This is a genomic window from Winogradskyella sp. MIT101101 (assembly GCF_047126865.1).
Classification (GTDB): domain Bacteria; phylum Bacteroidota; class Bacteroidia; order Flavobacteriales; family Flavobacteriaceae; genus Winogradskyella; species Winogradskyella ouciana.
Window position 1 is genome coordinate 480,654 of sequence record NZ_CP138982.1, and the last position, 23,254, is coordinate 503,907.

The 23,254-nt window shown below is 35.2% G+C and carries 21 protein-coding genes; 15 read left to right on the forward strand and 6 right to left on the reverse strand.

What is annotated here, in order from left to right; all coding sequences use genetic code 11:
• Positions 1 to 51 precede the first annotated feature (51 nt).
• The 3 genes from SIB89_RS02190 to ychF all read right to left on the reverse strand — a co-directional run bounded on the left by SIB89_RS02190 (position 52) and on the right by ychF (position 3,660).
• Entirely contained in the window at positions 52 to 1,911 is a 1,860-nt protein-coding gene (locus SIB89_RS02190) for a DNA topoisomerase IV subunit B (protein ID WP_155087407.1), read from the reverse strand.
• 119 nt (positions 1,912 to 2,030) lie between these two features.
• Positions 2,031 to 2,180 carry a hypothetical protein gene (locus SIB89_RS02195; protein WP_412560978.1) on the reverse strand — a complete coding sequence of 50 codons (150 nt, stop codon included), beginning with the start codon at positions 2,178 to 2,180 and terminating at the stop codon, positions 2,031 to 2,033.
• A gap of 385 nt (positions 2,181 to 2,565) precedes the next feature.
• Positions 2,566 to 3,660 carry a redox-regulated ATPase YchF gene (gene ychF / locus SIB89_RS02200; RefSeq protein ID WP_412560979.1) on the reverse strand — a complete coding sequence of 365 codons (1,095 nt, stop codon included), beginning with the start codon at positions 3,658 to 3,660 and terminating at the stop codon, positions 2,566 to 2,568.
• A gap of 252 nt (positions 3,661 to 3,912) precedes the next feature.
• On the opposite strand from ychF, the gene SIB89_RS02205 reads away from it, so the two are divergent.
• Positions 3,913 to 5,055, forward strand: a complete 1,143-nt coding sequence (locus SIB89_RS02205) for a carboxypeptidase-like regulatory domain-containing protein (protein WP_412560980.1) — start codon at positions 3,913 to 3,915, stop codon at positions 5,053 to 5,055.
• 69 nt (positions 5,056 to 5,124) lie between these two features.
• Here the strand turns inward: SIB89_RS02205 and SIB89_RS02210 are convergent, their stop codons facing one another.
• Positions 5,125 to 5,478 carry a 4Fe-4S dicluster domain-containing protein gene (locus tag SIB89_RS02210; RefSeq protein ID WP_412560981.1) on the reverse strand — a complete coding sequence of 118 codons (354 nt, stop codon included), beginning with the start codon at positions 5,476 to 5,478 and terminating at the stop codon, positions 5,125 to 5,127.
• A gap of 104 nt (positions 5,479 to 5,582) precedes the next feature.
• On the opposite strand from SIB89_RS02210, the gene SIB89_RS02215 reads away from it, so the two are divergent.
• From SIB89_RS02215 to SIB89_RS02255, 9 genes are all read left to right on the forward strand, one after another.
• Positions 5,583 to 6,641, forward strand: coding sequence for an acyl-CoA reductase (locus SIB89_RS02215; RefSeq protein WP_412560982.1), 1,059 nt, complete (start codon positions 5,583 to 5,585; stop codon positions 6,639 to 6,641).
• Positions 6,642 to 6,756: 115 nt separating this feature from the next.
• Positions 6,757 to 7,818, forward strand: a complete 1,062-nt coding sequence (gene serC / locus SIB89_RS02220; protein ID WP_412560983.1) for a 3-phosphoserine/phosphohydroxythreonine transaminase — start codon at positions 6,757 to 6,759, stop codon at positions 7,816 to 7,818.
• A gap of 139 nt (positions 7,819 to 7,957) precedes the next feature.
• Entirely contained in the window at positions 7,958 to 8,908 is a 951-nt protein-coding gene (locus SIB89_RS02225; RefSeq protein ID WP_412560984.1) for a D-2-hydroxyacid dehydrogenase, read from the forward strand.
• A 104-nt stretch (positions 8,909 to 9,012) separates the two neighbouring features.
• Positions 9,013 to 9,651: a DUF937 domain-containing protein gene (locus tag SIB89_RS02230; protein WP_412560985.1), complete on the forward strand. Its 639-nt coding sequence runs from the start codon at positions 9,013 to 9,015 to the stop codon at positions 9,649 to 9,651.
• Between the two features lie 214 nt (positions 9,652 to 9,865).
• Positions 9,866 to 10,303: a DUF6146 family protein gene (locus SIB89_RS02235; RefSeq protein WP_412560986.1), complete on the forward strand. Its 438-nt coding sequence runs from the start codon at positions 9,866 to 9,868 to the stop codon at positions 10,301 to 10,303.
• Between the two features lie 28 nt (positions 10,304 to 10,331).
• On the forward strand, positions 10,332 to 10,826 hold the full coding sequence (locus tag SIB89_RS02240) for a DUF6787 family protein (protein ID WP_412560987.1): 495 nt from the start codon (positions 10,332 to 10,334) through the stop codon (positions 10,824 to 10,826).
• On the forward strand, positions 10,823 to 11,167 hold the full coding sequence (locus SIB89_RS02245) for a hypothetical protein (RefSeq protein WP_412560988.1): 345 nt from the start codon (positions 10,823 to 10,825) through the stop codon (positions 11,165 to 11,167). Before SIB89_RS02240 ends, SIB89_RS02245 begins: the two co-directional genes overlap by 4 nt.
• Positions 11,168 to 11,202: 35 nt before the next feature.
• A complete protein-coding gene (locus SIB89_RS02250; protein WP_412560989.1) occupies positions 11,203 to 13,605 on the forward strand; it encodes a TonB-dependent receptor in 2,403 nt (800 codons plus the stop codon).
• A 38-nt stretch (positions 13,606 to 13,643) separates the two neighbouring features.
• A complete protein-coding gene (locus tag SIB89_RS02255) occupies positions 13,644 to 14,192 on the forward strand; it encodes a type 1 periplasmic binding fold superfamily protein (RefSeq protein WP_412560990.1) in 549 nt (182 codons plus the stop codon).
• Between the two features lie 49 nt (positions 14,193 to 14,241).
• Here SIB89_RS02255 and SIB89_RS02260 read toward each other — a convergent pair whose 3' ends face one another.
• Positions 14,242 to 14,520, reverse strand: coding sequence for a hypothetical protein (locus SIB89_RS02260; RefSeq protein ID WP_412560991.1), 279 nt, complete (start codon positions 14,518 to 14,520; stop codon positions 14,242 to 14,244).
• Between the two features lie 215 nt (positions 14,521 to 14,735).
• Between SIB89_RS02260 and SIB89_RS02265 the strand changes: the two genes are divergently transcribed.
• Positions 14,736 to 17,252 (forward strand): DUF5916 domain-containing protein, encoded by a 2,517-nt coding sequence (locus tag SIB89_RS02265; protein ID WP_412560992.1) that lies wholly within the window; start codon positions 14,736 to 14,738, stop codon positions 17,250 to 17,252.
• Between the two features lie 45 nt (positions 17,253 to 17,297).
• Positions 17,298 to 17,960: an ABC transporter ATP-binding protein gene (locus tag SIB89_RS02270; protein ID WP_412560993.1), complete on the forward strand. Its 663-nt coding sequence runs from the start codon at positions 17,298 to 17,300 to the stop codon at positions 17,958 to 17,960.
• A 153-nt stretch (positions 17,961 to 18,113) separates the two neighbouring features.
• On the opposite strand, the gene SIB89_RS02275 is transcribed toward SIB89_RS02270, so the two are convergent.
• Positions 18,114 to 18,752, reverse strand: coding sequence for a hypothetical protein (locus SIB89_RS02275; protein WP_412560994.1), 639 nt, complete (start codon positions 18,750 to 18,752; stop codon positions 18,114 to 18,116).
• A 248-nt stretch (positions 18,753 to 19,000) separates the two neighbouring features.
• Between SIB89_RS02275 and fumC the strand changes: the two genes are divergently transcribed.
• The 3 genes from fumC (at position 19,001) to hutI (ending at position 23,245) form a co-directional block, all read left to right on the forward strand.
• A complete protein-coding gene (gene fumC / locus SIB89_RS02280) occupies positions 19,001 to 20,398 on the forward strand; it encodes a class II fumarate hydratase (protein WP_412560995.1) in 1,398 nt (465 codons plus the stop codon).
• An 81-nt stretch (positions 20,399 to 20,479) separates the two neighbouring features.
• Complete coding sequence (locus SIB89_RS02285; RefSeq protein WP_412560996.1) at positions 20,480 to 21,883, forward strand: T9SS type A sorting domain-containing protein; 1,404 nt, start codon at positions 20,480 to 20,482, stop codon at positions 21,881 to 21,883.
• 93 nt (positions 21,884 to 21,976) lie between these two features.
• Positions 21,977 to 23,245, forward strand: a complete 1,269-nt coding sequence (hutI, locus tag SIB89_RS02290) for an imidazolonepropionase (RefSeq protein ID WP_412560997.1) — start codon at positions 21,977 to 21,979, stop codon at positions 23,243 to 23,245.
• The last annotated feature ends 9 nt before the right edge of the window (positions 23,246 to 23,254 follow it).

A 23,254-nucleotide genomic window follows, 5' to 3' on the forward strand; every position in this document is an offset into this window, starting at 1 on the left:
ATATAAAATATATTGAAACAACTGTATTTTTTACTTTTCTATTGTCAGTTCTCATACCGTATCCTCAACCACATCAAGTTCTACCTTGAGGTTTTCGATTATGAATTCTTGTCTAGATGGTGTGTTTTTTCCCATATAAAAGGACAATAACTCTTCGATAGACATTTCTTTATCTAACATTACAGGATCTAACCTTATATCGTCACCAATAAAGTGTTTGAACTCATCAGGGGAAATTTCACCCAAACCTTTAAATCTCGTTATTTCTGGTTTCGGTTTCAGTTTCTCTATGGCTTCAACACGCTCTTCTTCAGAATAGCAATATATTGTTTCTTTCTTGTTTCTAACTCTAAACAATGGTGTTTGCAAAATGTACAAATGACCTTCTTTAATCACCTCAGGAAAAAATTGTAAAAAGAAGGTAATAAGCAACAAACGAATATGCATACCATCAACGTCGGCATCAGTAGCTATTACTACATTATTGTACCTTAAGTCCTCTAATGATTCTTCAATATTTAAAGCCGCTTGTAAGAGATTAAATTCTTCATTCTCATAAACAATCTTTTTACTTAAGCCATAACAATTTAAGGGCTTTCCTTTAAGGCTAAAAACCGCTTGGGTATTTACATCCCTTGATTTAGTAATACTGCCAGAAGCAGAATCTCCCTCTGTAATAAACAAAGTGGTTTCTAGATTTCTTTCATTTTTAGTATCACCAAAGTGAACACGGCAATCGCGCAATTTTTTATTGTGAAGACTTGCTTTTTTAGCACGTTCTTTTGCCAACTTTCTGATACCAGATAATTCCTTTCTTTCGCGTTCTGCCTGAAGAATCTTACGCTGAATCTTTTCAGCCGTATCAGGATTCTTATGTAAAAAATTATCGAGATTGGTTTTAACAAAGTCATTGATATAAGTTCTTACCGTAGGTAAGTCTCCACCCATATCTGTAGAGCCTAGTTTTGTTTTTGTCTGACTTTCAAAAACAGGCTCCATTACTTTTATGGCAATAGCCGTAACGACAGATTTCCTAACATCGGAAGCGTCATAGTTCTTACCGAAAAACTCTCTAATGGTTTTAACAAGCGCTTCGCGAAAAGCTGCTAAATGTGTACCACCTTGAGTTGTGTTTTGTCCGTTAACAAACGAATGATATTCTTCGCTGTACTGCGTTTTACTATGAGTTAAAGCCACTTCAATATCATCACCTCTAAGGTGAATTATTGGGTAGAGCAAATCAGATTCATTTATATTTTCAGACAAGAGGTCTTTTAGTCCATTCTCACTATAGTACTTCTCTCCATTAAAAACTATGGTTAACCCAGGATTGAGATACACATAGTTCTTCAGCATTTTTATAACGTACTCATTTCGGTATTTGTAATTTTTAAAAATGCTATCATCCGGAACAAATGTTACCTTAGTCCCTTTTCTACGAGACGTATCATCTAAAAACTCTTCGTCCCTTAGCTCACCCAATTCAAACTCTGCTGAAGCAGATTTGCCATCTCGTGTAGATTCTACCCTAAAATAAGTAGATAACGCATTAACCGCTTTGGTACCGACACCATTCAATCCGACGGATTTCTTAAAAGCCTTAGAATCGTATTTACCACCAGTATTCATCTTAGACACAACATCTACAACTTTACCTAGTGGAATACCACGACCATAATCGCGCACAATGACACGTTCTCCTTGTATTGAGATTTCAATGGTTTTACCAGCTCCCATAACAAACTCATCGATAGAGTTATCGAGAACTTCCTTAAGAAGAATGTAGATACCATCATCTGGTGAAGAACCATCACCTAATTTTCCGATATACATACCAGGACGCATTCGGATGTGTTCCTTCCAATCGAGTGAGCGTATGTTATCTTCAGTATAGTTAGTCTGTTCTGCCATAGAATTAGGACGAAATTTTTGATAGAACGCTAATATAAGACTATAGCTTAAAAAATGAAATATGGTTGGTGTAAAGTAATTAACAATAAAAGCCCAATATTGTTGAGAACATTGACTTTTTATTCATTGCTAGACAATTCTTCAGCTTTTTGTTTTAAAAGTGTGTTTCTAGTGATTAACAAATTAGTCATATATCGACTCAAAAATAGGGCTTCTGCAATCTTACCCAAAATACCAAATGGCGATTTAAAATGAAACTTGTCTATCATTTCAGTTTTATTATTTCCTAAATTAGTGAATATGTGTTCATGCCTAAATGATTTGAAAGATCCTGAAACCATTTCGTCCACAAAATAATTAGGGCTCTGAAAATCAGTGATCTTTGAAGTTAAACGTTGCTTAATTCCAAAATGAGTAGCTTCCCAAGTTACTGATTCGCCAAGTTCAATTAAACCAGATGTTTTACCTGCAATTGCTTTTTCTTTTCAATGCTCTAAAGATTGTTGATGGAAATCAATATTGCGAGATAAATCAAAACAGGTTTTTAAGTCTGCTTTAATTAACGTTTTGATTTCAATTGTTGGCATAAAAAAGTATTAAGGTTTATTCTCCTGAACCTAGCAATCTAACTAATTGAAACAACTGAACATCAATCTACACATTGAAAAGGAAATGCATTACATCTCCATCCTTAACGATGTAGTTTTTTCCTTCCACACGCATTTTACCAGCTTCCTTTACTTTGGCTTCACTTCCATAAGACACATAGTCATTGTAAGCAATCACCTCTGCTCTAATAAAGCCTTTTTCAAAATCAGTGTGAATGACTCCTGCTGCCTGTGGTGCAGTAGCACCAATTGCAACCGTCCAAGCTCTTACTTCTTTTACGCCAGCCGTAAAATAGGTTTGTTGATTCAATAATTTATAAGCAGATCTTATTAATTTGGCAGAGCCAGGTTCATCGAGTCCAATGTCCTCCAAGAACATTTGGCGCTCTTCGTAATCGTCGAGCTCATTTATATCTGCTTCTGTACCAACCGCTAAAACCAAAACTTCTGCATTTTCGTCTTTAACGGCTTCACGAACTTGCTCAACATAAGCGTTGCCAGTTGTTGCAGCACCTTCATCTACGTTGCAAACGTACATTACGGGTTTATCAGTAATAAACTGCAACGGCTTTACATACTCTACATAATCTTCGTCTGAAAACTCTAAAGCTCTAACTGAAGTCCCAGCTTCTAAGCCTGCTTTTATTTTAAGCAGAACAGCTTCTTCAGCTTGCGCTTCCTTGTTCCCAGTTTTAGCGGCACGCTTTACTTTGTCCAGCTTTTTCTCTCCAGTTTCCAAATCCTTAAGCTGCAGCTCCATATCAATGGTTTCCTTATCGCGTATAGGATCTATGGAACCATCTACATGTACAATATTATCATTATCAAAGCAACGCAACACATGAAGTATCGCATCCGTTTCTCTAATGTTGGCCAAGAACTGATTACCTAAACCTTCTCCTTTACTAGCTCCTTTTACCAAACCAGCAATATCTACGATTTCTACTGTTGCTGGCACTACCTTCTCAGGGTTTACCAATTCTTCTAATTTTGCCAATCTTGGATCAGGCACGTTGACCACGCCAATATTAGGCTCAATGGTACAAAACGGAAAGTTGGCACTTTGCGCTTTGGCATTTGATAAACAATTGAATAAGGTTGATTTTCCTACGTTTGGTAATCCTACTATTCCGGCTTTCATGTAAAGTTATTTTTGCGAGTGCAAAAATAATCGTTTTTTATGATTGTTAGCTATAAAAAATTAAATAGAAAATTCTTAATTGAACTAACAACTATAGATTTTGGTGGAGAATACGATTTTGCAATTTAATGTCCTAAAATGCAAGCATCATGAAGTTTTTAGCATTTTTATAAATTAATTTTTGAAAAGTCACGCAACCTTTTATGGATTTAACCATCTAAATTATATAGACAACAATAAAACCAACCAATTATGAAAAAATTACTTGCACTTTTTACAATTCTTAATTTACTCACAGCCTGCTCTAAGGACCAGCCATATAATTTAGAGGCTGGAAATTATAGTATCACAGGAAAATTTGTAACACCAAATGGATCAGATGCCGTATCTAAGGCAAGCGTAAAACTCTATAAAGATGGTACACTTGTTAAGGAAGCCTTAACGGACAGTGAAGGTAATTTTACGCTTAGCGAACTTACTAAGGGTAATTATGAGCTAAATATTGAAAGAGGAAAATTTAAAACCTCAACAACAGTAAACTTAGAGGATTTTAGCGAATTCAATATGCTAGATTTAGACAGCATATTAATCGAAGAAATCCCTTCTATAGCAGTAGTTACTGGTCATTGGGATCGTATAGAAGCGGTACTGTATAATATAGGTTTGGTAGACCCATTGACGCAAGAGCCTTTATTTGATATTATAAATGGTTACATTGGTTTTGATAGACAATCACAATATGGTCATGCTCATGGCGATGATACACAAAATAGAATGAATCCAATGCTCAGTCCTAATGTAGATTTTAATTTTGGCGAATTTATTCAAAATCCGGATTTGCTAGATGATTATGATATTATATTCTTAAACTGTGGTTTAAATGAATCAGGTACAGAATTTAGTCACAATCTCACAGACTATATTAACAACGGAGGTTTGGTTTACGCTACAGACTATGCATATACTTATTTAAATGATATAACGGCAAATGGTTCTGAATATATAGATTTTGCTACACCATATAAAAGCGGGACTTCATTAACTGCCGAAGCTCAAATTTTAAATCAGGACCTATTAGATTGGATAGAATTAAATTATAATATTGATGTTAACAATGAAACGGTAACTATAGATGAATTTGCTCCAGATTGGCAACTCGTAGATACTTATGATGCAGAAACCGTTCTACCATGGCTTTATAGCTCTGTTGAATATGATGGCAATATGGTAGATAAATATTTAGCCTACACCTTTTTACATGGCCAAGGCGGAGTATTCTATTCATCTTTTCACACAGAAAACAACTCAGATGATGCTACTACTGTAGATCGTTTAATGCAATACATGGTTTTTGAACTGGCTGATTTAGATGATGAAGCAGAGTTAATTGATTAAATAAATAAGTTATAAAATAAAAAACCCGAAGCGATGCACTTCGGGTTTTTTCATTGTAATAGTTTTTCTTTACTCATCAGGATGCATAAAGCTCTGCTTAGCTAACAGTTCTGCCTCCGACTCTACCAAATCTTCATCTGGCACACAGCAATCCACTGGGCAAACCGCAGCACACTGAGGCTCTTCATGGAAGCCCATACATTCCGTACATTTATCTGGTGCAATGTAATAAATTTCATCACTTATAGGTTCTTGTGTTTCTTCTGCATCTACCTCTTTTCCATTGGGTAAAACTACTTTTCCTGTTAGGCTTGTACCGTCAGAATAGCGCCAATCGTCGGCACCTTCATAAATAGCAGTATTTGGGCATTCTGGCTCACAAGCTCCACAATTAATACATTCGTCTGTGATTATTATTGCCATAATTTAATTCTTCTTTTTATTGCTTAATTTTGCAGTCTCTTGTAGCACGCTACAAAATACGAAGTGCAAAAATAGAGCCAAAATGGCGGTTTACCAAACACTACATGGATTTACAACAAAGAATTAACGCTTTCGCAAAATTAGGACGGTTTTTATGTCAATTTAAAACCGATGGTATCACAAAAGATGACACTGTTACATCTAACGATTTGTTTTTTGAGGGTTTTAAAAATCAAATTAAATTAGCAAAAGAACACAATGGCTGGTTTACCGAAGCGAACATTTTTTTTAGTTTGGAGTCTTGGTGTAAGGCATTGACAAAGAATACCATTAAGCAATGGATATCAAAGTATAACTTCAACCTATCGGAACCAAAAACCATCGGCATAATTATGGCTGGTAATATTCCATTAGTTGGGTTTCATGATTTCCTTTCCGTGCTAATTTCTGGGCATAAGGTTTTAGTAAAACAGTCCTCTAACGATAAGCATCTTCTGCCGTTTTTGGCAAAGTATCTAGAAGTTGTTGAACCTGGCTTTAAAAATAAAATCACATTCACTGAAGGCAAACTAGAGAATTTTGATGCTGTGATCGCCACAGGTAGTGATAACACGGCACGCTATTTTGAATATTACTTCAAGGACAAGCCTTCTATTATAAGAAAGAATCGAAATTCGGTTGCAGTACTTACAGGCAATGAAACTCATGAGCAATTAGAAGCTCTATCCGATGATATGTTTAGATACTACGGTTTAGGCTGTAGAAATGTCTCAAAACTATTTGTCCCAAAAGATTATAATTTCGAGGCGTTTTTTAAGGCGGTTTATAAATGGCACCATGTTATCCACGAAGCAAAATATGCCAACAACTATGATTACAACAAGGCTGTTTATTTAATGAGCGAGTTTGATATGTTAGAAAACGGTTTCCTTATGGTTAAGGAAGATCCAAGCTATGCATCGCCTATTGCTACTGTATTTTATGAAACCTACGATTCGGAAGACGATTTAAAGAAAAAACTCAAATCAGATTCAGATAAAATTCAATGTGTCGTGGCTGATGGCTTTATAAAAAACGAGGTGGATTTTGGTGAGACCCAAAAACCACAGCTTTGGGATTATGCAGATAATGTGGATACTGTTGAATTCTTGTTAAAAATTTGACCTAAAAATTATCAATTTATTAATACTTAATCCCTGATAAATTAGCACCTTTGTAGCTGTTTAAAAAATGACTCTTCAGGATATTTAGGAGATTCTGAAATAAATTCATGATAAAATGAAAAAGCATAATTTTAGCGCAGGTCCTTGTGTATTGCCAAAATCAGTAATTGAAAAAGCATCAGAAGCCCTGATAAACTTTGATGATGGACTATCCCTTATAGAAATTTCTCACCGTAGTAAGCCTTTTGTAGATGTGATGGAAAATGCCAGGTCATTGGCGTTGGAACTTCTAGGATTAGAGGGCAAAGGCTATAAGGCGTTGTTTCTACAAGGTGGTGCGAGTACTCAATTTTTGATGGTCGCTTTAAATCTATTAGAAAAACGTGCAGGTTACTTAAATACTGGTACTTGGTCGGATAAGGCTATTAAGGAAGCTAAAATCTATGACGATATATATGAAGTAGCATCCTCCAAAAGTGCTAATTTTAATTATATCCCAAAAGGTTACGACATCCCTGAAGATTACGATTATTTTCATTGCACCTCTAACAATACCATTTTCGGAACGCAAATGAAACATTTTCCTATATCACCAATCCCAATGGTATGTGATATGAGTAGTGATATCTTTTCACGTCAATTGGATTTTACTAAATTCGATTTGATCTATGCTGGCGCACAGAAAAATATGGGTCCTGCAGGTACTACTTTAGTTGTTGTGAAGGAAGATATTTTAGGTAAAGTGTCTCGTAAGATTCCATCAATGATGGATTACAAGGTTCACATTAGCAAAGGCAGTATGTTTAACACACCACCTGTATTTGCAGTATATACAAGTATGCTGACCTTGCAGTGGTTAAAGGATTTAGGTGGCATAAAATCTATTGAAGAGGAAAATGACAAAAAAGCGCGATTGATTTATTCTGAGATTGATTTGAACCCTTTATTCAAAGGTTATGCCGTTAAAGAAGATCGTTCTAATATGAATGCCACTTTCACTCTAGAAAACGAAAATCTTAAAGAAACTTTTGATGCCATGTGGAAAGAAGCTGGCATTAACGGATTAAATGGCCACAGAAGTGTTGGTGGCTATAGAGCTTCAATGTACAATGCCTTATCGCTAGATAGCGTAAAGGTACTGGTGGAAGTTATGAGCGAACTTGAGAGTAAGGCTTAAGAAAGCCTTCAGTAAGCAATTGTAGTTTATAATGCTTACTTAAACATAAAATTAATAATCGTCATTCCGAACGAAGTAAAGGAATCTCTTTAATGAGATTGCCACATCATTCTTCCTCGCAATGACAAAAAACTGAATAATGAAAGTATTAGCAAACGACGGAGTTTCACAAAGCGGTATTGATGCCTTGGAAGCTGCTGGATATGAAGTCATAACAACTACAGTTGCGCAAGAGCAATTACAAAATTACATTAACGAAAATAACATTGATGTCCTTTTGGTAAGAAGTGCCACAAAAGTTAGAAAGGATATTATCGACAACTGTCCTAACCTTAAGGTTATTGGCCGTGGTGGTGTTGGTATGGACAATATTGATGTAGAATATGCACGTAGTAAAGGTTTACATGTTATCAATACACCAGCAGCATCTTCGCATTCTGTTGCCGAATTGGTATTTGGACACTTCTATGGCTTAGCTCGTTTTCTTCATAACTCTAATCGTGATATGCCGCTAGAAGGTGATACTAATTTTAAAAGTTTAAAAAAATCTTATGCAAAAGGAACTGAGCTGAAAGGAAAAACACTTGGAGTTATTGGTTTTGGAAGAATTGGACAAGCTACAGCAAAAGTAGCTATCGGAGCAGGAATGAAAGTTGTTGCCTTTGATCCTTTTATTGAAAAAGCAGATTTGGAACTAGAGTTTTTTGACGGACAAAACTTAAAATTTGAAATTGAAACCATTTCTAAAGAAGACGTCTTAAAGCAATCAGATTTCTTAACGCTACATGTACCTGCTCAAAAAGAGTATGTTATAGATGAAAAAGAGTTTAACCAAATGAAAGATGGTGTAATCATCGCCAATGCTGCACGTGGTGGAGTTGTAAACGAAGTGGCGCTTGTCAAAGCTCTCGAAAGCGGAAAAGTGGCTAGAGCGGCTTTAGATGTTTTTGAAAAAGAACCAGCTCCAGAAATTCAGTTGTTAATGAATCCTTCTCTTTCATTAACTCCTCACACAGGTGCTGCAACAAATGAAGCACAAGATAGAATTGGCGTGGAGTTAGCTGAGCAAATCATAAGTATTTTAAGTTAAGTCATTAAAAATGTGACCAAAGCAAAAAATATGAGTCCTACAACTGTGGGACTTTTTTTTGTACCTTCAAATACTAAATTTATTAACCGTAATCACAAAACAAAATGGAAGGAATTTTAGATTTATTAAACAGTGACTTAGGAAAAAACATCATAAGTGGTGTTTCTGGATCTACAGGAACAGACCAAAATAAAACAAGTAGTGTTTTAACCATGGCATTGCCTGTTCTTATGAAAGCGATGGAGCGCAATGCTTCTACGCCAGAAGGAGCTCAAGGTTTAATGGGTGCATTAAATAGCAAACACGACGGAAGTATCTTAGACAACTTAGGTGGTCTTTTTGGAGGTGGAGTCGATGAAGACGTAAAAACTGATGGAGATAAAATTCTTGGCCATGTTTTGGGTCAAAGGCGTCATGGTGTTGAACAAGTCTTAGGTCAGAAAGCAGGATTAGATACAAGTTCTGTTGGTGATATCCTTAAAGTTGCTGCACCAATATTAATGGGAGTTTTGGGTAAACAAGCTCGTCAGAACAATGTAAGTTCACAAAGTGATTTAGGTGGCTTACTAGGAGGTTTATTAGGAGGAAGTAAGACTAGCAATGAGCAAAGTTTTCTTGAGAAAATATTAGATGCCGATGGTGATGGTAGTGTCATCGATGATGTTGCTGGTATGTTACTAGGTGCTGGAAAAAAGAAAAGAGGCGGACTCGGTGGTCTTTTAGGCGGTCTATTCGGAAAATAGTATTTAAATACTATGATATATAAAAGCAGTTCCTATTGGAGCTGCTTTTTTTATTGCTATTCTTCAATAGACTAAAAAAAGGATTGTTTACTCATTGAAACGACCTGTTTACAAAATGGGGCTATAAAATAGATGTGATTTTACCTTGCTTTGTAGTGTTAAATCGAATTTAAAATATAAACAACACTCATTAATTTTTAATATCTTTAGTAATATGAAAAAGATTATCCCATTTATCGTACTTATAGCCCTTATTGCAAGTTGCAAATCTTACGACAATGACCAAACTATCAACAACAGTAATGATAGTGGTTTAGTGAAAAACGATACGGTTTCCATTAGTAGTGACGAAAGTGACTACGAAATTATAATCATTGAACCGGGTTTTAATGCTTGGCTGCAATCTAGAGCCAGACCAAGAGGGTTTCACTCTCAACAATGGTTAGAGTCTCGTAATGCCTTATTGGTACAATCGTGGAACCAAAGGAATCTACAACCTATGATCTATGACCCAAATTTATACCAGCTACGGATAGATTACGATACACGCACAGATTATGGTTATGATGTTAACTATAAACTCTATAACTATTTTTTATATTTTCAGTTAAAATATAACCAAAGGTTAACATCTTTCGTTCCTAGAATTTAGCTTAAATTTGCAGCACTTAAAAAGTGTTATGGAAAAATTCAAAAAACAATGGGAAATACAACACAATTGGCAGTTGTTGTTTCCCTTTTTTGGTTTACTTGCTTTAGGCTATTCTGCCTTTAAACTCTCTAATGCTTTTTTAAAGGACTACCCTATTGCATTCTCAATTGTAGCTACAGTTCCTGTTTTTTATAGCCTATTGAAGCTAACCTTATTCATTTTCAAAAAACTGGAAAACAAGTGGATACTCGATTATAAATGGGAAATGATTCGAGTGTTTATAGTCTTTGCCATAACCGGTTCATCTTCTATGCTTATAGGTAGACCAATAATGAAGTTAATAGGTATTACTAAAGAAAACTTAAATCCTCTGCTCTATTGGATTTTATTCATTATCATTGGACTAATTTTTTACCAAATCCTTTTGGTTTTCTTTGGTTGGCTTTTTGGTCAATTTAAATTCTTTTGGGAGTTTGAAAAGAAAATGTTGAGACGATTTGGTTTAAAGCGTTTTGTAGATTGAGAATTAAGACTATCATAGCATCCCTTTTTAAAGTTCTAGCATTTACGTTAGCACTCTCAGTGTTGTTGCCAACAGCAGTAAAGTTGTCGCATGTTTTCAATCATCATGAGCACGAAGTTTGCGAGAATGACGATGCAGATACAAGTACGCATTTTCATGAGTTTGATTTAGATTGTGATTTCTATAAGTTTAAGCTTACACAAAACCAATACTTTTTAGTTTATGATTATGATGAAACACTGAAGATTTCAGATGCATCAGAATCATTATCGTATTATATTTCTTTTAATAATTATCAGCATTCATCAAGGTACCTCAGAGGTCCACCACAGTTAATTTAGAGCTCCGCACTATTTATATTAACGAAATTGTTTAAATGACACGATTAATTACAGGCTTAATTATGGCATTATCATGCTTTAGTTATAGCCAAGATTGCAACTATACTTTTTTAGGAGAATTAGACGATTTTCATGATGGATCACCTATAGTATCGGCTACCATATATATTAAAGAAAAAGATAAATACATGGTATCTGATTTTGACGGTAAATTCAAAATTGAAAATCTATGCTCTGGCACATTAACATTAACCATTTCTCATGTGGGTTGTGAAACCAAAATTGTGAGTTATGACATTAATGGTGATACCTTTGAAAAAATCTTGATTGAGCACCATGTAGAGGAACTCGATGAAATTTCCGTCTCTGGCAATGTGACAAGAACAGAGACAAAAACAGCTCAAGAAACAGTAATTAAGGCTAATACACTAAAAAAGTATTCTTCTTTAAACCTTGGAGATGCTCTTAAAGAAGTTGCAGGTGTGTCCTCTATAAATACCGGAAACACCATCGTAAAACCAATGATTAATGGTATGCATAGTAGTAGGCTTTTAATTCTCACTAATGATGTGCGTCTACAAGATCAGGAATGGGGAATTGAGCATGCTCCAAACGTAGATATAAATAGTGCTTCTCAAATTTCGGTTATCAAAGGATCTGGTGCTTTGGCCTATGGTGGTGATGCTATTGGTGGTGTTATAGTTATAAACCCAGAGCGAACTTTTCTAAAGGATACCCTTTTCGGAAAAACCGTTCTGAGTGGTCAGTCTAATGGAAGAGGATTTTCATTATCCTCATCATTAAGCAAGTTTATGAAATCAGGTTGGTTTGCCAGTGTTCAAGGCTCGTTAAAACGTTATGGAGATTTTGAGTCCCCTGATTATATCCTTACAAATACGGGTTTAAAATCTAAAGGAATTACCTTAAGAGGTGGTAAAAAAACCTTCGAATCTGGTTTTGAGATTTATTATAGCTACCTAAACAATAATATTGGAATTTTAAGGGCGGCACACACCGGAAATGGTGGTGATTTGGCAAATGCTATTAATGCCCCAGAACCTTTAATTATTAATGATTTTAGTTATGATATTAATCCACCAAGACAAGAAGTAACTCATCATCTCTTTAAAGCAGAATATTTTAAACGCTTCAAGAATTTTGGAAAAATAGATGTACAGTACGATTACCAAAATAATCGTCGTTTTGAGTTTGATATCAGAAGAGGCGAACGCAGCAGTATACCGGCTGTAGATCTAAGATTACAAACCCATACAGTACTTGCTGATTTAAAATTGGATACAAATCTAAATAGAAAGGTAAACTTTGGACTAATGGGAAGGTATCAAGACAATTTTGCAAATCCTGATACTGGTGTAAGACGTCTTATTCCTGACTATGATAAATACGATTTTGGTGTATATGTGACTTCAGAATGGAATTTAACGGATGATTTGATCTTTGATTTTGGTGCACGCTATGATTTTAACCGTATAGATGCTAAAAAGTTCTATATCACATCACGCTGGGAAGAACGAGGCTATGACGAAGATTTTGCAAACATTGTTATCGATGATGTGGGTACGCAATTATTAACAAATCCTGTTTTTAATTATCATAATTTTTCTGCATCCGCTGGACTTAAGCATGTTATAAATACCAAAAGTTATGTATTAGGTAATTATAGTTTATCTAGCCGACCGCCTAACCCGTCAGAATTATTTAGTGATGGCTTACATCATGCTGCAGCAAGATTTGAGTTTGGAGATCTACGTATAAGTAAGGAAATATCTAATCGAATCTCATCGACATATAGTTATAATGGCACTGATGTAAGTTTCTTAATTGACGCTTATTTCAATACTATCAATAATTTTATTTATCTGAGACCTTCAGGAGAATCCGAAATTACTAACAGAGGTGAGTTTGTGGCTTGGGAATTTGTACAATCCAAAGCTCAGATTTTTGGAGTTGACATTTCGGCAGTGTATAACATTTCAGACAATTTTAGTTTAAATAATAAGACATCATTTATAAAAGGGTATGACAAAACAGATGACATTCCATTAATTGATATGCCACCATTTAGTACTTTAAATGGTTTAACTTATACTAATGACAATTGGTCTAATTTTAAGTTTAACCTAAAATCTGAATGGGTGTTTGACCAAAATGAATACCCAGATTTCAATTTCGAAATATTCGATCCTACCAGAAACGAGGATGTATTATTAGATATTAGTACACCACCAAAAGCCTATCATTTATTGCACTTATATTCTGAAATTACAGTAGACACTTCAGATAAAACCAATTTAAACATAGCTCTAAGTGTTAATAATGTATTGGATACAAACTATAGAGCTTACCTTAATCGCCTTCGTTATTTTGCTGATGACTTGGGAAGAAATATAATGTTACAATTACAATTTAATTATTAAAATTCAAAAAAATGAAAACAATAAACACAATATTATCAATGAAAAAAATTCTAATCGTATGTATTACTTTAGGGCTTGTGACATCATGTTCTGATGACGACAATCCAGCACTAGTTAACCAAGAAGAAGTAATAACAACACTTACGCTTACATTATCACCTCAAGGTGGTGGGACAGACGTAGTATTTCAATCTCGTGATGCGGATGGTGACGGACCAGATGCTCCGGTAATTACTGTAAGTAGCGCGCTCGCGGCTTCTACGGCTTATACAGGAAGTGTAGAATTTTTAAATGAACTTGAAAACCCAGCAGAAGACATTACTGAAGAAGTTGAGGAAGAAGCGGATGAACATCAAGTTTTTTATAACTTTTTAGGTACTTCTGGTAGCTCTGTAACTTACGATGATATGGATGGAAATGGAAACCCACTTGGAGTTAACATTACTTTAAACTCAGGTAGTGCATCCACTGGAAATACTTTAACGGTAACTTTAAAACATGAGCCTACAAAACCTAATGATGGTACGGCTAATGGTGCAGGAGGAGAAACAGATATCGAAGCATCTTTCTCTTTTGATGTCAACTAATCAAACCTTTATAGATGATAAAAAAAAAGCACTCAAATGAGTGCTTTTTTTATGCGTTGTCTATAGGCTTATCTTTTTTTATAACATAGGTGTAAATCCACATTAAAGTAAATGATGGTATGATATCAAAACCAGGCAAAGCCTCTTCAACAAAAGTGATGACACCAGCAATTCTTCCTTCTTTCCCTTTATATAATTTGGTCATTAACCAACCTGAAACTGGCGCCCAGATAATGTCAGAGAATTCTCCGACACCAGGGATAATGAAAGATACAAAGCCCAATGCGTCAAACAATAGACCTAGAAATAGTATTTGGTATTTTTTCATATTTAATTTATCAATTACAGAGCAAGAAGTGTTCCAAAATATGGCACCTGTCGCTTCGTCAGAAAAATTCCATTAACATAACTTAAGGCTTTTTAACTTTTAGTTAAGACCGTTGCGTGACCTGACAAGTTAGTTTTGCAAAGTTAAAGTGTAACAGCCGCAAAATAATTATGTCTTTAACAATATACTAAACTATCATCAATCATCAATCCATTATGAACTTACGTTCAATTCTACTATTGCTATTTATTTGTTTTTCAAGCATTGCCATATCCCAAGACGAGGTCATCCTTCCTGAAGAAAAAAAATCATTAAACATCAATCGAGCAGAACAAGCTCCTGAAATAGATGGCGTTTTAGATGATGTAGCATGGCAAAATGCTGAGATAGCCACTAATTTTATTTCATTTAGACCAGAAATTGGAGATAAACGTCCAGTTGAGGAACGAACCGAGGTGAAAATGACCTACGATAACCAGGCCATTTATATTGGAGCCTATCTTTACGATGATCCTACAAAAATCATGAAACAGTTGACGAGTAGAGATAATTTTGGTCAAAATGATTTTTTTGGTATCGTAATCAATCCAAACAATGATGCTCAAAACGATACACAGTTCTTCATCTTTAGCTCGGGTCAGCAAGCTGATGCTATTGCAAACCCTACAATTGGTGAAGATTTTGGGTGGAATGCCGTTTGGGAAAGCTCTGTGAAAATCGTGGACGATGGCTGGATCGTAGAAGTAAAAATCCCATATCGTGCTTTACGATTTACAGATCAAGAAGAACCAACTTGGGGATTACAATTCCATAGACAATTTAGAAGAGAACGGTCGCAATACACATGGAACCCAATTGATCCAACAAAAGGAAATATTGGCATCTACCATGGAGAATTAACAGGGTTAAAAAACATTAAACCACCTGTGAGGCTTAACCTCTACCCTTTTTCAACAGGAATTATAAATGATTTTGATGGAGAAACCGATACCGATTTAACCTTTGGTATGGATGTAAAATATGGTATTACAGACAATTTTACATTAGATGCTACTCTTGTACCAGACTTTAGCCAAGCTGGTTTTGATAACGTAACACTAAACCTTGGGCCATTTGAACAAACCTTTTCTGAGCAACGGCAGTTTTTCACCGAAGGTGTAGAATTATTCTCTAAAGGTAATTTGTTCTTTTCAAGACGCGTAGGTAACAGACCAAGTGGCAGACTAAATCTATCTGATGACGAAGTAGCAAATGTACCAAGTGAGGTAAAGGTTTTAAATGCGATAAAAATTTCCGGACGAACAAAAGAAGGATTGGGTATTGGAATTTTTAATGCCATTACCGAAAAAACAGCGGCAACAATTACAAATACAACCACCAATGAAAAACGTAATGAAGTTGTAGAGCCTTTTGCCAATTACAATATTCTTGTTGTAGACCAACAATTTAATGGCAACTCCTCTATTAGTTTAATCAATACCAATGTACTGAGAGAAGGTAGTTTTAGAGATGCTAATGCAACCGCATTAGTTACCAGCATACAGAATAAACGTAACACGTATAGAATAATTGGCGAAGCTAAAATGAGCAACGTTAACCGTCAATTTGATGATAATGAAACAGGCTATAGTACGTTCTTTTTTATAGGAAAAGCACATGGTAATTTCAGGTATAGTTTTGACCACAGCTTTGCAGACACAAAGTTTGACATTAATGATCTTGGACTTATCTTTAGAAATAACTACAATAACTTTGGAGCAGATGTATCCTATAGAATCTTTGAGCCCCAAGGCAATCTTAATAACTACCGTATAAGTGCATATATCAATTACAAAAACCTAGCTAATCCAGGAACCTTTACAGGTATAAATTTTGGAGCAAACTACAATGCACAGACCAAAGCTTTGAATAATTATGGGTTTAATATGAATATAGAACCAGGCAAACAATACGATTATTTTGAGTCTAGGGATGGCCGATTTTTTATATACGAGGATATTGTATCTGGTGGTGGATACTACTCTTCAAACTATAACAAAAAATTTGCTTATGATATTAATGCTAACATATTTAAGATATTTGAAGATGGAAGGGATTTATTTGGGTACAACCTAAATTTAAGTCCTAGATTCAGGTTTAACGACAAATTTCAGGTGGTATATAGCATGAATCTTAATATGTCCAACGGATCCAGAGGTTATGCCACAAGAGTAGATAACCAGCCTATTTTTGGCGAGCGAAACCGCAAAAGATTAACCAATAGTATTTCGGCAAATTACACCTTTAATCCTTTTAACTCATTGGCATTAACGTTTAGACATTATTGGGATACTGTAAACTATGACGATGAATTATTTACCCTATTAGACAATGGTCGCTTAACTACAGAATCTGGTTACACTGTAGATAATATAGGTAACAGTCCAAACATTAACTTTAGTACGTGGAATATAGATCTAAGCTACTCATGGCAATTTGCTCCAGGAAGTTTTTTAACAGCTTTGTATAGAAATCAGTTGTTTAATTTTGATACCATGTCGGAAGACAGTTATTCGGAAAGTTTAAATACATTGTTTGATCAACCGATGCAGCATACACTTTCAGTTAGAGTGCAGTACTTTATAGATTTTAATGGTATTAAATCCGTCTTTAAAAAGAAAACACCTGCTCAAACAGGGCAAGCGAGTAGATTTAACAATAGACCATTTAATCGGTTTAATACACTACCATAAAACATGATGCAATAATCGTATTAAAATAGTATTTTCGCTAACACTATGATTAAGGCAACAAATATTCATAAATCCTATAGCGACCTTCATGTATTGAAAGGTGTAGATTTAACCATTTCTGAAAGTGAAATTATATCCATAGTGGGTGCATCTGGTGCTGGTAAAACTACACTATTGCAAATCTTGGGCACTTTAGACAAACCCGATTATAAGACGGATACCGACCTCACTATCAACGGACAATCCATAACATCATTAAACGATAAAGCCTTAGCGAAATTTAGAAATAACCATATCGGTTTTATCTTTCAGTTTCACCAATTACTGCCAGAATTTACAGCTTTAGAGAATGTGTGCATTCCTGCTTTTATAAATAATACACCAAAAGCAAAAGCTGAGCAACGCGCTAAGGAACTGCTCGATTATTTAGGGTTGTCAGAACGTTTACACCATAAGCCCAACAGTATGTCTGGTGGAGAACAGCAACGTGTGGCTGTAGCCAGAGCTTTAATTAACGAGCCTAAAATTATCTTTGCCGACGAACCTTCTGGGAATTTAGATAGTGAATCCGCTGAGCAATTGCATAACCTCTTTTTTAAGCTACGGGACGAGTTTAAGCAAACCTTTGTCATTGTTACCCATAACCAAGAACTTGCAGAAATGGCAGACAGGCAATTGACTATGGTGGATGGGATAATTGTGGGATAGGTTTGTGTCAGGCTTATATATCTATTGTATAACCGACAGTAAAAGATTCATATATGGTAATTTTTAGGTTATTTTAGACTTTAGCGATTCCGAGTGGATACCGATATAGTCAGAACCTCCGTAATCGCCGTTAATTTCGTTAATTGCAGTAATTTATTCAAAATTAATCGTTTCCCTATCTGTTAATTTAGTTAGTTCAATAGGATTTTCCTCAAATCTTTTTACTGGTCTATCCAGTTTTTGACTTGTGTGTCCAATTGCGAATCCCATTTTATAACCAATATTGTCCTTAGTTGTTAAATATACATTATCATGTTCCTCGTCCCAATCAGGAATAAAAATCATAACTTTTTTATTTACTAAGTCTTCCCTCATCCAAGCATCTCCAGTCTCTGTCGAATACCATCCTTTAACATCAGGTTTATAATCAGATTTTAAACTCAAGTCATGAGCATTTACCAAATAATTAATAAAATAACAGTATCGCTCAAAATCAATGTCATAAGGGAATGTAATCACGAATTCATTGTTAAGAAGAAATAATCTAGGTTGAGCAATATATGTCTCTTGGTTATAAATATTACAAAATTGTTCAATAGCCTGTTTTAAATAATCCAGTTTTATATTTTTTACTAAAATTAATTTATCATTCTCAATCAGCTTGGATGGTTTTTGTGTATCGCTCGGTCTATTTTTACTACTTAAGTCAGGTGAAGATGGTTTTAATCCAAATTGAAAAATCAAAATCGCAACTATTACAATCAATCCGATAATAAAAAATGTTTTATTCATTTTGAAACAACTTTTTGGTTAAGTTTGAGTATCTCGATTCTGCTTTAATATTGCAACCATAGGTTGATTTTTTCGCCTGTTAAAGAAACAGGCTCAACATAGGTAAGCAAGTTACCATTTTAATCTCCATATGTCCATACGTAGTATTACGTATTTTTAAGCTTTCAACATTAAAATAAAAGCCCAGTTTCCGTTTCCAAAAATGGCTTAAATCCGTAATTTTGTAGTATCCATAAAAAATAAGACCAATGACGTATAGAATTGAAAAAGACACCATGGGCGAGGTTAAAGTCCCAGCAGATAAACTTTGGGGAGCGCAAACCGAGCGTTCTCGTAATAATTTTAAAATTGGTGCACCTGCATCCATGCCTTTAGAGGTAGTGTATGGCTTTGCTTATCTTAAAAAAGCGGCTGCTTATACCAATTGTGAATTGGGTGTTTTAGACAAAGACAAACGCGATTTAATTGCGCAGGTATGTGATGAAATTTTAGATGGTAAGCACGATGATCAGTTTCCGCTGGTGATTTGGCAAACGGGTTCTGGTACGCAAAGTAACATGAACGTTAACGAGGTTATTGCCAACAGAGCACACCAATTGGCTGGTAAGGTTATTGGTGAGGGCGACAAAACCATTCAGCCCAATGATGATGTTAATAAATCACAATCCTCAAATGACACCTTCCCTACTGGGATGCATATTGCGGCTTATAAAAAAGTGGTAGAAACAACCATTCCTGGAGTGATTCAGTTAAGAAATACGCTTCATAATAAATCCCAAGAGTTTAAAGATTGTGTGAAGATTGGTAGAACACATCTTATGGATGCGACTCCGTTAACATTGGGTCAGGAATTTTCTGGTTATGTCTCACAATTAGACCATGGCTTAAAAGCGTTAGAGAGTACTTTGTCACATCTAAGTGAATTAGCACTTGGAGGTACTGCAGTAGGTACTGGCTTAAACACACCAGAAGGTTATGATGTCTTGGTTGCCAAATATATTGCTGATTTTACAGGGTTACCATTTGTTACGGCAGAAAATAAATTTGAAGCACTTGCAGCACACGATGCTATTGTTGAAACTCATGGAGCTTTGAAACTTTTGGCGGTGTCTTTAAATAAAATAGCTAACGATATAAGAATGATGGCTTCTGGCCCACGCTCTGGTATTGGAGAAATTATTATTCCTGCAAACGAGCCTGGTAGTTCTATTATGCCAGGAAAAGTAAATCCAACGCAGAGTGAAGCCTTAACCATGGTCTGTGCGCAAGTGATGGGTAACGATGTTGCCATTACTGTTGGTGGCACGCAAGGTCACTACGAGCTTAATGTGTTTAAACCAATGATGGCAGCTAATATTTTACAATCTGCACAATTAATAGGTGATGCCTGTGTAAGTTTTGATGAAAATTGTGCTCAAGGTATAGAGCCCAACCACTCCGTGATTAAAGAGTTACTGAATAACTCCTTAATGCTGGTAACGGCCTTAAATACTAAAATTGGTTATTATAAAGCAGCCGAAATAGCAAATACAGCCCATAAAAACGGAACCACATTAAAAGAGGAAGCCATTAACCTTGGTTATGTTACCGCTGAAGAGTATGATGAATGGGTAAAACCAGAAGATATGGTTGGTAGCTTAAAGTAAATGTAAGTTATTGAATGTCAAGCAGAATAATAAGATTATAAAATAAATTCTTACATTAGTAAAAACAAATCTAAAAAAATTATGAAAAGAATTTTACTTACTTTAATATCAATATTTTGCATTGCCTTATCAGTAAATGCCCAAACTGTTTGGGCCGCAAAATCTACGATAAATGCATCTACTGGTGATGCACCATACACAATAGCTTCTGGAATTATTGATGGAGATGCACTTTCTGATGTTGTCATTGGGACGTACTTTGGGAACACTATAGAATGGTACAAAAACAATGGCGATGGAACTTTTACATTTCAAACCCTAATCACCAATACATTAAATGGCATTGGTGCCCTTAAACTAGTGGATCTTAATGGAGACACGTTTTTAGACATATTGGCTACTGGCTATAACAATGATTCGGTAGTATGGTTCTCTAACGATGGTTCGGGCAACTTCGGAATGGAAACTATTATTTCAAGTACCATAAGTGGAGCTTCTGGAGTTTCACTTGGTGATATTAATGGTGATACCTTTGTTGATTTGGCTATAACTGCCTATGATGGTAATGAAGTGGTATGGTTTTCTAATGATGGTACAGGAAGCTTTACTTTAGAATCTGTCAAAATTGATGATACTTTAAGTTCTCCTGGAGTTGTAAATCTTAGTGATATAGATGGTGACGGAGATTTAGATGCTCTGGTTGCAACTGCAGCTTATGCAGGTGATGTTATAGAAATTTTTAGAAATGACCTTATTCCTGGTGGTACAGTTGCATTTGCCAAAGATGCGACCTCTGTTGCTACTGGTAAAGTTGGTATTTTTAATGCTTCATTCGAAGATTTAGATGGTGACTCAAACCTTGACATACTTGCTACAGAAGTGTCTTTTGGTGGAGGTCCAACAGGAAATCTATATTGGTATGAGGATAATGGAGCTGGTTATACTGAAACTGTATTTACAACTACCATAGTAAATCCTTCCGTAGCTCAATTTAAAGATGTGGATGCCGATGGTGTTGAGGATATTGTATTAAGTAGCGGGTCTTCTGGTTCGGGTAATGATTTGGTATGGTTTAAGAATAATGGAGCTGGAAGTTTTGGTAGTGAAACCGTTATTGATAATACTCAAAGTCAAACCTTTGTTTATGCTGTTAATGATTTTGATGATGATGGTGATATGGATATTGTCAGTTGTGCATACAATGAAGATGATTTAAATTACTTTGAAAATTTATTTGAAACTTTAAATGTTGCCGAATTTGATTTAAGAACTGTTAGCATTTTCCCTAACCCTGCCAAAGACTTATTAAATTTTGAAGGATTTAACAACAGCGTAATTGATATTACTATCACAGATATATTAGGCAAAAATATTATGACCAAATCTCATAATTCTAATGAGACTTTAGATGTTTCAGAATTAGCAGATGGTATTTATAACATTAGTATCAATGGGAAATTTGCTTCAAAATTCATAAAAGAATAGAGACATAAATATTTTAAATCTTAAGCGCTAGTTCTATCAGCTAGCGTTTTTTTTATTCAAAAAAAAGAAAGAACTTTACAAAAAAGCAAACCCATGTCTATACTCATCACCAATATTAAGCAACTTTTACAAGTCCACGACTCTAATGTTACACTTGTAAAGGGCAATGACATGAAAACACTACCAGTGTTAGAAAATGCTTATCTATATGTTGAGCACGATACCATTATAGAATACGGCGAAATGAAATACTGTGATGGTCTTGAAGCAGAAACCGTTATTGATGCCACTGGCAAAATTGTTTTACCTTCTTGGTGCGACTCTCATACACATATGGTTTATGCAGGTGATAGAACATCAGAATTTGTTGATAGAATCAATGGCTTGAGTTATGCCGAAATCGCCAATCGTGGTGGTGGAATTTTAAACTCTGCCAAATTACTTCAAGACACTTCTGAAGAGGATTTATATGAGCAATCCATAAACCGAATGGAAGAACTCATAAAAATGGGAACAGGAGCTTTTGAAATTAAAACCGGTTATGGTCTTACGGTTGATGCCGAATTGAAAATGCTACGTGTTATAAAACGTATAAAGCAGGAAAGCCTAGCCAAAATAGCACCTACTCTTTTAGCCGCTCATGCAATACCCGAATCTTATCGTGCTAAAAAAGATAAATACATTAAATTAATTACAGAACAGTTAATCCCAAAAGCAGCAAAGCTAAATATTGCATATTATATAGATGTCTTTTGTGAAGAAGGCTATTTTGATATTAATGATACAGAAGCCATTTTAAAGGCTGGCCTAAAACATAAGCTGATACCAAAAATTCATGTGAACCAATTTAATATTCTTGGTGGAGTTGCATTAGGAGTAAAACACAATGCATTATCGGTTGATCACTTGGAAGAACTGAATGAAGATGATATTAAAGCATTAAAAAATAGCGACACTATACCAGTGGCTTTACCTGGTTGCTCATATTTTTTAAGTATTCCTTATACACCAGCAAGGCAACTTATTGATGCAGGACTTCCAATAGCAATTGCAACTGACTATAATCCAGGTTCCGCTCCCAGTGGTAATATGAATTTTATTGTAAGTGCCGCTTGCGTAAAGTTAAAAATGACACCAGAAGAAGCAATAAATGCAGCGACTATAAATGGTGCTTACGCTATGGGAATAAGCAATCTGTATGGAAGCATTACAAGAGGCAAAAAGGCTAATCTCATTATCACAAAACCTCTAAATCATTATAGCGAAATTCCTTATGCCTTTGCTCACAATCCTGTTGAGCAAGTTATTATCAACGGTCAATTAAAGGATATAAATAATCCGGAAGAGAACTTCCGGATTTAGCATTAACTC

Coding starts and splice junctions, on each gene's coding strand:
- SIB89_RS02195 (WP_412560978.1), bottom strand. CDS start 2,180: ATGATAGACAAGTTTCATTTTAAATCGCCATTTGGTATTTTGGGTAAG.
- hutI (WP_412560997.1), top strand. CDS start 21,977: ATGTCTATACTCATCACCAATATTAAGCAACTTTTACAAGTCCACGAC.
- SIB89_RS02190 (WP_155087407.1), bottom strand. CDS start 1,911: ATGGCAGAACAGACTAACTATACTGAAGATAACATACGCTCACTCGAT.
- SIB89_RS02275 (WP_412560994.1), bottom strand. CDS start 18,752: ATGAATAAAACATTTTTTATTATCGGATTGATTGTAATAGTTGCGATT.
- SIB89_RS02230 (WP_412560985.1), top strand. CDS start 9,013: ATGGAAGGAATTTTAGATTTATTAAACAGTGACTTAGGAAAAAACATC.
- SIB89_RS02260 (WP_412560991.1), bottom strand. CDS start 14,520: ATGAAAAAATACCAAATACTATTTCTAGGTCTATTGTTTGACGCATTG.
- SIB89_RS02270 (WP_412560993.1), top strand. CDS start 17,298: ATGATTAAGGCAACAAATATTCATAAATCCTATAGCGACCTTCATGTA.
- SIB89_RS02265 (WP_412560992.1), top strand. CDS start 14,736: ATGAACTTACGTTCAATTCTACTATTGCTATTTATTTGTTTTTCAAGC.
- SIB89_RS02255 (WP_412560990.1), top strand. CDS start 13,644: ATGAAAAAAATTCTAATCGTATGTATTACTTTAGGGCTTGTGACATCA.
- ychF (WP_412560979.1), bottom strand. CDS start 3,660: ATGAAAGCCGGAATAGTAGGATTACCAAACGTAGGAAAATCAACCTTA.
- SIB89_RS02205 (WP_412560980.1), top strand. CDS start 3,913: ATGAAAAAATTACTTGCACTTTTTACAATTCTTAATTTACTCACAGCC.
- SIB89_RS02210 (WP_412560981.1), bottom strand. CDS start 5,478: ATGGCAATAATAATCACAGACGAATGTATTAATTGTGGAGCTTGTGAG.
- SIB89_RS02225 (WP_412560984.1), top strand. CDS start 7,958: ATGAAAGTATTAGCAAACGACGGAGTTTCACAAAGCGGTATTGATGCC.
- SIB89_RS02240 (WP_412560987.1), top strand. CDS start 10,332: ATGGAAAAATTCAAAAAACAATGGGAAATACAACACAATTGGCAGTTG.
- SIB89_RS02235 (WP_412560986.1), top strand. CDS start 9,866: ATGAAAAAGATTATCCCATTTATCGTACTTATAGCCCTTATTGCAAGT.
- SIB89_RS02285 (WP_412560996.1), top strand. CDS start 20,480: ATGAAAAGAATTTTACTTACTTTAATATCAATATTTTGCATTGCCTTA.
- SIB89_RS02215 (WP_412560982.1), top strand. CDS start 5,583: ATGGATTTACAACAAAGAATTAACGCTTTCGCAAAATTAGGACGGTTT.
- fumC (WP_412560995.1), top strand. CDS start 19,001: ATGACGTATAGAATTGAAAAAGACACCATGGGCGAGGTTAAAGTCCCA.
- SIB89_RS02250 (WP_412560989.1), top strand. CDS start 11,203: ATGACACGATTAATTACAGGCTTAATTATGGCATTATCATGCTTTAGT.
- serC (WP_412560983.1), top strand. CDS start 6,757: ATGAAAAAGCATAATTTTAGCGCAGGTCCTTGTGTATTGCCAAAATCA.